Here is a 9,412-nt window from a genome sequence, read left to right as displayed (position 1 = left end):
AAATCTGTGGGGGCGAGTCTCAGACCCGCCCGCTCCTTGTGAAATTGCCAGATTGCAAACCAGAGCGAGTGGGTCTGAGACGAATGGCACTGACTTAAGCGCTCGTCATCCCGGCTTGACCAGCCGTTCGGCTGTTGAAAGCCGCCGGGATGACGAAATGTGCGGATTGTCGCTAAGTCAGTGCCATTTCCCTCTGAGACCCACCCCTGCGACCCGCTCCTGCACGGGACCACCCCGCCGATGATTACGCAGGGGAGCGACACGCCTCGTCAGAAACTGGCGCAATCGATGACGAATCGATAGCGCACGTCGCCCTTGATCATGCGTTCGTAGGCTTCGTTGATCTTGTTGGCCGGAATCAGTTCGATATCCGAGGCAACATCGTGCTCCGCGCAGAAATCGAGCATTTCCTGGGTTTCGCGGATGCCGCCGATCAGGGATCCGACCAGTCGGCGACGCCCCATGATCAGGGGGCCGGCTGCCAGCGGTACGGGTTGGTCGGGCATGCCGACCAGGATCATGGTTCCGTCCCGGCGCAGAAGACCGAGATAGGCGTTGTAATCGTGTGGCGCGGAAACCGTATCGAGAATGAAGTCGAATTTTCCGGCCAGCTTCCTGAAGGTCAGCTTTTCGGACGTCGCCTCGAACGCATCGGCACCCAGTGCCAGCGCGTCTTCACGCTTGGAAGGCGACGTGCTCAGCACGGTCACCTTGGCGCCCATGGCGCGGGCAATCTTGACGCCCATGTGGCCGAGTCCGCCCAGGCCGACGACGGCGATGTTGTCGCCCGCCTTGAGTCCATAGTGGCGCAGCGGCGAATACACGGTAATGCCCGCGCACAGCAGCGGCGCGGCACGATCCAGCGGGATCGATGCAGGAACGCGCAGGACGTAGTTTTCGTCGACGACGATACGTGTCGAGTAGCCGCCGTATGTCGGCGTGCGCGTTCCGCGCTCGACGCTGTTATAGGTGGCAGTCATCCCGGCCGTGCAGTACTGCTCTTCACCGTCATGACAGGCGCCGCACTCACGGCAGGAATCGACGAAACAGCCGACACCGACGGTATCGCCCACCCTGTACCTGGTCACTGCGCTACCGATGGCGCCTACTTCACCAACGATTTCATGGCCCGGGACCATCGGGAAAATGCCGCGGCCCCATTCGTCACGCGCCTGGTGGATATCCGAATGACAGACGCCGCAATAGCGGATCTCGATCTGTACCTCGTTCGGGCCGGGAGCGCGACGTTCGATCGTCCACGGAGCGAGCGATGACTTCGGTGTCTCGGCGGCATAAGCGGGAGTCGACATGACTGAATTCCTGTGTGGGTGCTATTCGGGATTGATCGGTTTCGCTGCTGCGTCTGGTCACGCGATTCCTGGCAGTTTGTCGATCTGACAAGACGAGTCAGTGCCGCGCAAGCGGGAAGCGCTTCGCAACAGCCCTATGGCTTGCCATCGTTCTTCAATGGCCTTGAGGCTATTGAAGTGCAGTTCCCGCGTTCGCGAGGAACCTGCGCTACAAGTGCGGTGCAATCCATTCCTGCAGTGCCGATTCGCTGAAGTTGCCCATGCGAGTGGCCAGGATGCTGCCATCGCGGCCAATCAATGCGGTATACGGCAGAACGCTCTGGGTATTGCCAAGTCGCCATGAAAGATCAGTTGCGTCAGTGGGAGAGTTGATCAGGATCGGGTAGTTGACCGGATGGCTTTCGAGAAAAGACAGCGCAGCAGGCGCATCCTCCGCAGCCACGCCGATCACCTCAAGCCCCTGGCTGGCATAGCGTGCGTGCATGCTGTCCAGCATGGGCATCTCCTCGCGGCAGGGACCGCACCAGCTGGCCCAGAAATTGAGCACGACCAGCTTGCCGCGCCATTCCGAGAGTCGCCGCATGCGGCCGTCGCGGTCGGGCAGGTCCATGTCATCGACAGGGTCGCCAACCCCCAGCACGCCGGCCACGGAAACCTCTGCCTTCGGAATGACGGTGGGGCGCAGCATCTGACTCAATGCAAGTCCCAGCCCGGCGCTTGCCATGGCCAGCAGAACGATCAGCAGGTTGGTTCGGTTGAACATGGGCTCAGGACAATTGCAGCAGGTCAGGGAGTGTATCGGTCAGCGATCGCCGTGATATCGCCAGGGGTGGCGCTGTCCGCGAGATCAGCGAGAAGCGGCGGGCAATGCTTGCTCGACGATGCCGTCAGTAAGCAGGGTTGGCAGCACGTTCGCTGGCTCATCGTTTCCGCGAAACACGACGTAGAGCGGTACGCCGACTGCGCCGTGTTCCTGCAGGAACGCGGTGATCTCGGGATCTACATTGGTCCAGTCGCCCTTCATGTAAACCGCGTTGGCGTCCGTGAGCAGTTCCTGGAACCGCTCGCCACCGAGCACGTTCTTTTCATTGGCCTTGCAGGTGACGCACCAGTCGGCTGTCATGTTGACGAAGACAGTGCGGCCCTCGGCACGCAATGAGGCCAGCGTGTCGGGCGCGTAGGCTACGCTGGTTTCCGACGTGGACAGCTTCTTCGCCGGTGGATCCAGATGGCCGATCATCCAGATCGGGGCAAGTGAAGCCAGCAGCACGAGCGCCGCGAAGACGCGTCCGGCAATGCTTTCGCGCCAACGTGCGCGCTCAAGCCACCACAGTCCAAGGGCCAATACGACGCCGCCGATCAGGACGAGTCCGATGGCATCGACGCCGCGCTGCTTGCCCAGCACCCAGACCAGCCAGACTGCAGTCAGGTACATGGGGAATGCCAGCACCTGCTTGAAGGTTTCCATCCACGCTCCCGGTTTCGGCAGTCGTGTTGCCAGCGCCGGAACGAAACCGACAAGCAGGAATGGCAAAGCCAGGCCGAGTCCGAGCGCGAGGAAGATCAGCAGGGCAACGATTGATGATGACGCAAACGCGAACGCCAGTGCGGGGCCCATGAACGGTGCCGTGCATGGGCTGGCAACAACGCAGGCAAGCACGCCAGTGAAGAAGTCTCCGGCCGGTCCCGAACGCGAGGCCAGACCCTGTCCCGTGCCTGCAAGGCTGGCACCAATGGTGAACACGCCGGACAGGCTGAGTCCGACGGCGAGCAATACGTAGACGAGAATGGCGACAAAGCCGGGCTGCTGTAGCTGGAAGCCCCAGCCCAGAGCCTGGCCGGCCGCTCGCAATGCGATCACCAGCAAGCCGAGGGCTGCAAAAGAAACCAGCACGCCCGCCGTGTACCAGAGCGCGTGGCTGCGTGCCTTGGACTGGCTCTCGCCACTCTGCGCGAGGCCGATCACCTTGAGCGAGAGGACCGGAAGGACGCAGGGCATCAGGTTCAGCACGATGCCGCCGAGCACGGCGAAGAGCAGCGCAGCGAGTATGCCAAGGCCCGTTGCTTCGGGCGGCTTGGAGCGCAAGTCGTTGTCAGCCAGATCGCTGGTTGCCGCGACCGCCGGTGTAGCGGCGACGAAGGTTTTCGCGGCCGCGGCCAGCTCATCGGCAGTGGCGGCATCGAGGTCTATGGCGAGCGTGCGCTGCAGTACCGGATAGCAGATTCCGTCTTCCTTGCAGCCCTGGAATTCGCCAGTCACCTGGATGGTCCGGGCCTCGCCGTTCGGGCGCTTCAGCGCAACCGGCAACTCCACCTGATCGTAGTAGACGACGACGCTGCCGAAGTGTTCGTCAATATGGTCGACACCCGCAGGCCATTCTGCAGCGCCCACTTCGACGCCACTGTCGTCGGTCACCATGACCTTGCTCTTGTCACGGTAGAGGTAGTAGCCCTTCGGCATGGTCCAGCGTGCAAGGAGTTCGGTCGGCGACATCGCGATGGCTTCGAACACGAAGGCCTGCTCGGCTGGCAATGCTTCGTCGGGCTCGAGCGCGTTGACGGCACTGCCCAATGCGCTCCCGGAAGCCAGCTTTTGTGCCAATGCTGTCGGTGCAGCCACTGTTGAAACGGGTGGAGTCAGGACCAGCCTGGTCGGATGCGGCGGATAGCAGATCTTGGGGTCGATTTCATGGCAGCCCTGCACCGTGATGGTGACTTCAACACTGCTGGCCGCCGTATCGGTGAGCGTATAGGGCAGGGTGCCTTTAACGACATCGTGGTAGATCTCGACGTCGCCAAAGAACTCATCCTGTTTCTCGATGCCCTTGGGCAGATTCAGGTCGCCTAGGACAAGGCCGGGCTGCTTTGTCTTTGCGCTGATGCGTCCTTTGTAGAGGTAGTAATCCGGTGCGATCTGCCAATGCAGGTCGATCTTGCCTGGTTCGATGATTTCGGCCTGGAGGGCAAAAGCCTGCTCGACCGGCAACAGTTCATCCTGACCCTGCGCGTGGGCAGCGGGGGCAAGCGGGATCAGGGCCAGCAGGCCGGTCAGCAAATAGCGATGCAAGGGAAGACTCCAGTATTCGGACGATTGGACCGGACGGGGCGCGAAAAACTGTCAGGGTACCCCGACCTGTGATTCCACCCAATCGATGTAATCGGCGTGGGCAACGCTGACATCGACCGCAATAATCTCCGGCAGTTCATATGGATGCAGTTCGAGCAGGCGGGTCTTGAGTGCTTGAAAACCTATGACGGTCGTCTTGATCAGCAGCAGAACCTCGTCATCGACGCAGATCCCGTCGTTCCACTGGTAGGTGGAAACCGCGCCAGCCAGACGACTCACGCAGGCCGCCAGGCGCTCACTCACCAGTGCGTGAGCGATAGCAGTAGCCACGGCCGAATCCGGGCAGCTGCAATGAACGATCAGGATGCTCATGGCCCATTATCGTTCATTCGGCAGCGTTGATCCTGCGCACGCACGTTCGCCAGGAGCGAATATTCGAAGCACTAAACGGATCCCAAAGTCAAGGTACCAATTCACATCCTGATCAATGAGAATGCACTGATCGGGGAAGCACGTTTCCGCATGACTCTCATGCGTGGCGTTTCGGTCGTCATCCCCGTTGCAGCGGCAATCCATGGATCCCAGAAGGAACGGTGGGTCACTCGCGGAGATTCGGCCGCGATGGGGGCTGCTGTGTCCAACGCCAGGCACAAGGCGGGCAGGACTCGACAAACCGACATCCAGACTGGGGTAGTACATGCAAGCCATCGTTCCTGTTGTTTCCGCCGCACCAATCCGAACGGCGCTGCAATCGCTGTTTGCAGCCGCTCTGTTTTCGATCATCACAATGACATCGGCCCAGGCCGGCGTGCCGCTCACTACGACCTTGAAGATCTTCAAGGACGTAAGCGGCGGGGATCCCATGACCGGGGTATTGTTCAACGTGGCGGTCAACTGCACCGGTATCCCGTTCAGCGCGAACGTGGATGTTCCTTCGGGCACCTATGCCGAGGTCTTCAACGTGCCGGCGCCGAACAACTGCACCGCCACAGAAAACCCCGCCTTGCCCGCACCACCCCCGGGCTACATCTGGGAAGCATCGACGACACCACCCGGACCGATCAGCTTTGCTGTCGTTGTCGGTGTCGAGCCCAACGTCTTCATCTTCAATCGTCTCGTCCAGGGTGGCGGCGATCCGCCCGGCTCCATCCTTGTCACAAAGGCCGTCGTCGGCGGGCCGGCACCGGGCGGCAATTTCATGGTCGACATCAACTGCACGACAACGCCGTTCAGCACGAGCGTCAACGTCGTTGCCGGAGGCTCGGCAGCCGTGAACAACGTTCCCGCGCCAAATACCTGCACGGTCACCGAGAACGCCGCACTGCCAGCAGCACCTGCCGGTTTTGCATGGGATGCCGCTTCAACGCCACCCGCGCCGATCCAGGTGTCAGTGCAGCCACAGGGTACCGTGACGGCTGCGATCACCAATACGCTGATCGAGCCGCCGCCAGGTGGTGGTGGTTTCACTCCGCCGGCCGTACTGCCGACGCTGGGTCAGTACGGAATGATCCTGCTCGGTTTGCTGCTCGCGATGGCTGCTGCGTTTCCGCTGCTCCGCCGCGACTAGTTGCGCCTGGAATCGGGGGTGGTACGACCGCCCCTGATTCTCATAGTGCATGGCGCGTGATGCTTGCCTGGCGAGCCACGACCGACCGTGCCGTTGTTGCTGATTTGGGGCAATGATCAGCCGAAGGGCTGGTCATCGCTTTGGCTCTTCCGAAATCGGAAGGAGCGCGCCTTGCCGCTCGCACCTATGGCACTGCGCCATCAAACCCGTTTGCAAAGATCACATCGTTGCCAAGTTCGCAGGTCGCCGGATTCGTCGACAGGAACAACGCCGAGGTGCCCCATTCCGGATGATCGATGAACGGATTGCGATTACCCTGGAATACCTGGATCACGTCATTGCGTGCAATCTCTTCCGCGTCGGGCGGGTCAGCCGCATGCCAGGCCAGCAGGTCGGTAAGCAGGCCCATGTAGGCCGGCACGTTGTAGTTCGAGCTGCCGACGATCAGGCTGCGGCTATCGGTCAATTCCAGGTTGGGCTCGGTCTGGCCACTGGCCGGATCGGTGCCGCCTTCGTAGCGGATCGCCATGTACATCACGGCACGCGCGACATCACCCTTGCGCGCACCCCAGGTCTGGAACGTATTGTTGTTGAACCAGTTCGAGTTGCCCGGATACACGCCGCTGCCGCCGCCGATGCCCAGATTGAATTCCGTCACGCGCTCGGCGCAACTGGCCATGACGGTACAGTTGCCGTAAGGGCTGTTGCTGCGATCCGAGTTGTAGCCGGTGTCTGACAGATACAGCATGTGGGTGTCGGTATATGGCGCGTTCGGCAAGCCGAGGTTGCCGGTCTGGCTCGGAAAGCCGAGCGAATTCGGCCAGGTGTGCTCGCGGTTGTAGGTGATGCCGCCACCCGTGCCGGCACGGTCACTGATCGCCGTATAGAAACGGTTCCGGTACACATCGAGGATCTGGTTGGGATTGCCTGGATTGGCTTGTGCCAGTTCGAGGATGGTCCAGGTGCTGGTGCCCGAGCCACTGTACGGATAGGCCGTATGGCCCCTGATCGTCGCGTGCAGGGAGCAACGCAGCTGTCCCGCGCTGCTGGTATTGACCTGCGCGTAGTAGGCGCTGGAATTTCCGCTGGCGACGGTGAAGTGGACGAACAGCGATTGCGCCATCGGGATGTCGTTGCTGTTGCGAACGTCGTTTGCGTTGATCGTGAACGTGCAGCTCGCATCAGCCGGCAGCAGGGTTGCCGGGGTCAGCGTGCGCGTGGAGCCGCTACCGGTCTCCGTGATCACGATCGGGCTGGAATCGCATGAAAGTGCGAACGCGCCTGGTGTCGTGGTCACTGGTTCACTGAAGTTGACGCGCACGTCACTGGCCAGGGGCACGTTGCTGGCGCCTTCTGCCGGCAAGGTCGAAATCACGCTGGGTGGTGGCAGGTTGGTCGGATCGAAGGTGGTGAAAGTAACTGCACGGTTAGCCGCCATCGCATCGGGCGTGGCATCCAGGTCGACCACGCCACTGGCGAGGACGGTCCAGGTACAGACTTCATTGGCCGCGAAAGCCGGCGAGGGCGTCAGCGTGTAATTGGTCGGGCCGCCGGCAACGCTTGCGGTATGCGCGCCTGACGTCGCGCAGCTGAGCGTGGTCCAGGGATCGGTCAGGGTCACCGGCTCGCTGAACTGGACGGTCAGGGTCGAGGCCAGCGGCACGTCGACGGCATTGTCTACTGGACTGGAAGCGAGCACCGTCGGCGGCACATCGACCGGAGGATCTCCCGCGACCGCGAAGCTGATGGTGTCAATGGCCAGGCCATCGTCGGCACCGCTGGCATTGATGTCGACCCAGCGCACCCATATCACGGCATTGGCGGCGAGGTTGAGGCCCGTGATCGAAGCGCTGATCGCTACCCGATTCGCGGCGAAATTGCCGTCCAGCGGCCCGATGGCCCCTGCCGAGACCGGCGAGGAAAAGTCGAGTGTGGCGACGCCGACCCAGGTGGCAGCCCCATCGTTCAGCGCGGATGCGTTGACGCTGTACTGGAATTGCAGGCCGTCGTTGCGACCGATCGCGCCGAGTCGCCACTGTTCACCCGTGTACGCCACGGCAATCTCGCTGAGCGCCTGGCCGCTGTCGTTGCGAAGTTGGGCGCCAATCAGGGCAGTCAGGGAGCCGGACTGCAAGGTGCCCAGCGCGCGCTCACTGCTTGCGTTGGCCCCGAAGCTATAGGTGTCGCCCGAGTTCGCCGAGCCGTTGCTGGCTGTATAGCTGGTATTCGCGTTCGAGCCGGTCTCAACGAAATACCAGCCGTTGGGGAGCGCCGTGCCGGTCCCCGACCCTGCCAGCGAATCGAAGTCCTGAATAGAAGGCGGCCCGCCAATCAGCGGGATGACCTGGGCCAGAACCGAGCCACAGCAGGCGGCACAAAGAATCGCAACGGCGCAGCGTGCGCCTGTGAAGAATTTCATCTGGAGCTTCCCCGGCAATGGCGAGCCCGGGTCAGGGTGGGCGCGCGGTTGGCGAAGTATAGACAAACGGGATTTCAAACAGGTGGCCAAGGTTGTGAGAGTCAGGGGCGAATGATGCTGGCGTGGGGGTTCGTCATCCCTGCGAAAAATCGGGACAGGTGCCAAGGCCGCCGAACAAGTCTCTGCTCGTCATCCCCGCACAGGCGGGAAGCGCTTCACAACAGCCGAATGGATGGTCGTCCAGTTCTTGTTGTTGTCTTTGCAGATCTAGGGCAGAGCTGGATCCCCGCTTGCGCGGGGATGACGAAATGAAGGGATCGGCGTCAAGTCAGTGCCATTCCTGTTTTCGGGCCATTGAAAGCCCCTGTCCCAGCCCCATGTTCCCGTCACGCCGATGCCTGATGGACTTCCACAGGCTTTTCTACGCGAGTAGAATTGGCACTCGCTAGGGCAGAGTGCTAACAGCCCTACAACAAATCAATCTTAATCAACCAGTTAAAGGATATATCATCATGGCACTTCGTCCGCTACACGATCGCGTCATCCTCAAGCGTCTGGAAGAAGAGAAGATTTCGGCCGGCGGCATCGTCATCCCCGACTCCGCCGCTGAGAAGCCGATCCGCGGCGAAGTCATCGCTGCCGGCACCGGCAAGATCCTCGAAGACGGCAAGGTTCGTCCGATCGCCATCAAGGTTGGCGACAAGGTCCTGTTCGGCAAGTACTCGGGCACCGAGGTCAAGGTCGACGGCGAAGAACTGCTGGTCATGCGCGAAGAAGACATCATCGCGGTGATTGAGTAAGTAGCCGGCCTTCGGGAATTCGGATTTGGGATTTGCAAGTGCGCTCGTCGCGCCGCATCCCTGATCTCTCCCGAGTCCTCACGCTTTAGCTCTTACCGAATCCCCAATCCCGAATATCGAATCCCGGAGTCCCAACATGGCTGCCAAAGAAATCCGCTTCTCTGAAGATGCACGCGCCCGCATGCTGCGTGGCGTCAACACCCTGGCCAATGCGGTCAAGGCTACCCTCGGTCCGAAGGGCCGCAATGT

The 9,412-nt window shown here is 61.4% G+C and carries 7 protein-coding genes; 2 read left to right on the top strand and 5 right to left on the bottom strand.

Going from position 1 to position 9,412, the window contains the following annotated elements; all coding sequences use genetic code 11:
* Positions 1 to 269: 269 nt before the first annotated feature.
* The 4 genes from WBP53_RS02150 to cutA all read right to left on the bottom strand — a co-directional run bounded on the left by WBP53_RS02150 (position 270) and on the right by cutA (position 4,749).
* Positions 270 to 1,310 carry an NAD(P)-dependent alcohol dehydrogenase gene (locus WBP53_RS02150; protein WP_423925471.1) on the bottom strand — a complete coding sequence of 347 codons (1,041 nt, stop codon included), beginning with the start codon at positions 1,308 to 1,310 and terminating at the stop codon, positions 270 to 272.
* Positions 1,311 to 1,518: 208 nt separating this feature from the next.
* Positions 1,519 to 2,073 carry a TlpA family protein disulfide reductase gene (locus tag WBP53_RS02145; RefSeq protein WP_423925469.1) on the bottom strand — a complete coding sequence of 185 codons (555 nt, stop codon included), beginning with the start codon at positions 2,071 to 2,073 and terminating at the stop codon, positions 1,519 to 1,521.
* 84 nt (positions 2,074 to 2,157) lie between these two features.
* On the bottom strand, positions 2,158 to 4,377 hold the full coding sequence (locus tag WBP53_RS02140) for a protein-disulfide reductase DsbD family protein (RefSeq protein ID WP_423925467.1): 2,220 nt from the start codon (positions 4,375 to 4,377) through the stop codon (positions 2,158 to 2,160).
* A gap of 51 nt (positions 4,378 to 4,428) precedes the next feature.
* Positions 4,429 to 4,749 (bottom strand): divalent-cation tolerance protein CutA, encoded by a 321-nt coding sequence (cutA, locus tag WBP53_RS02135; protein WP_423925465.1) that lies wholly within the window; start codon positions 4,747 to 4,749, stop codon positions 4,429 to 4,431.
* 325 nt (positions 4,750 to 5,074) lie between these two features.
* On the opposite strand from cutA, the gene WBP53_RS02130 reads away from it, so the two are divergent.
* Entirely contained in the window at positions 5,075 to 5,944 is an 870-nt protein-coding gene (locus tag WBP53_RS02130; RefSeq protein WP_423925463.1) for an IPTL-CTERM sorting domain-containing protein, read from the top strand.
* Between the two features lie 184 nt (positions 5,945 to 6,128).
* Here WBP53_RS02130 and WBP53_RS02125 read toward each other — a convergent pair whose 3' ends face one another.
* Complete coding sequence (locus WBP53_RS02125; protein ID WP_423925461.1) at positions 6,129 to 8,363, bottom strand: endonuclease; 2,235 nt, start codon at positions 8,361 to 8,363, stop codon at positions 6,129 to 6,131.
* 512 nt (positions 8,364 to 8,875) lie between these two features.
* Here WBP53_RS02125 and groES point away from each other — a divergent pair.
* Positions 8,876 to 9,163 carry a co-chaperone GroES gene (gene groES / locus WBP53_RS02120; protein ID WP_371280952.1) on the top strand — a complete coding sequence of 96 codons (288 nt, stop codon included), beginning with the start codon at positions 8,876 to 8,878 and terminating at the stop codon, positions 9,161 to 9,163.
* The last annotated feature ends 249 nt before the right edge of the window (positions 9,164 to 9,412 follow it).

It is taken from the genome of Dokdonella sp. (genome assembly GCF_049593775.1).
Taxonomy (GTDB): domain Bacteria; phylum Pseudomonadota; class Gammaproteobacteria; order Xanthomonadales; family Rhodanobacteraceae; genus Dokdonella.
The sequence above is the reverse complement of the archived record's forward strand: the minus strand, read 5'-3'. Positions and strand labels throughout refer to the sequence as shown.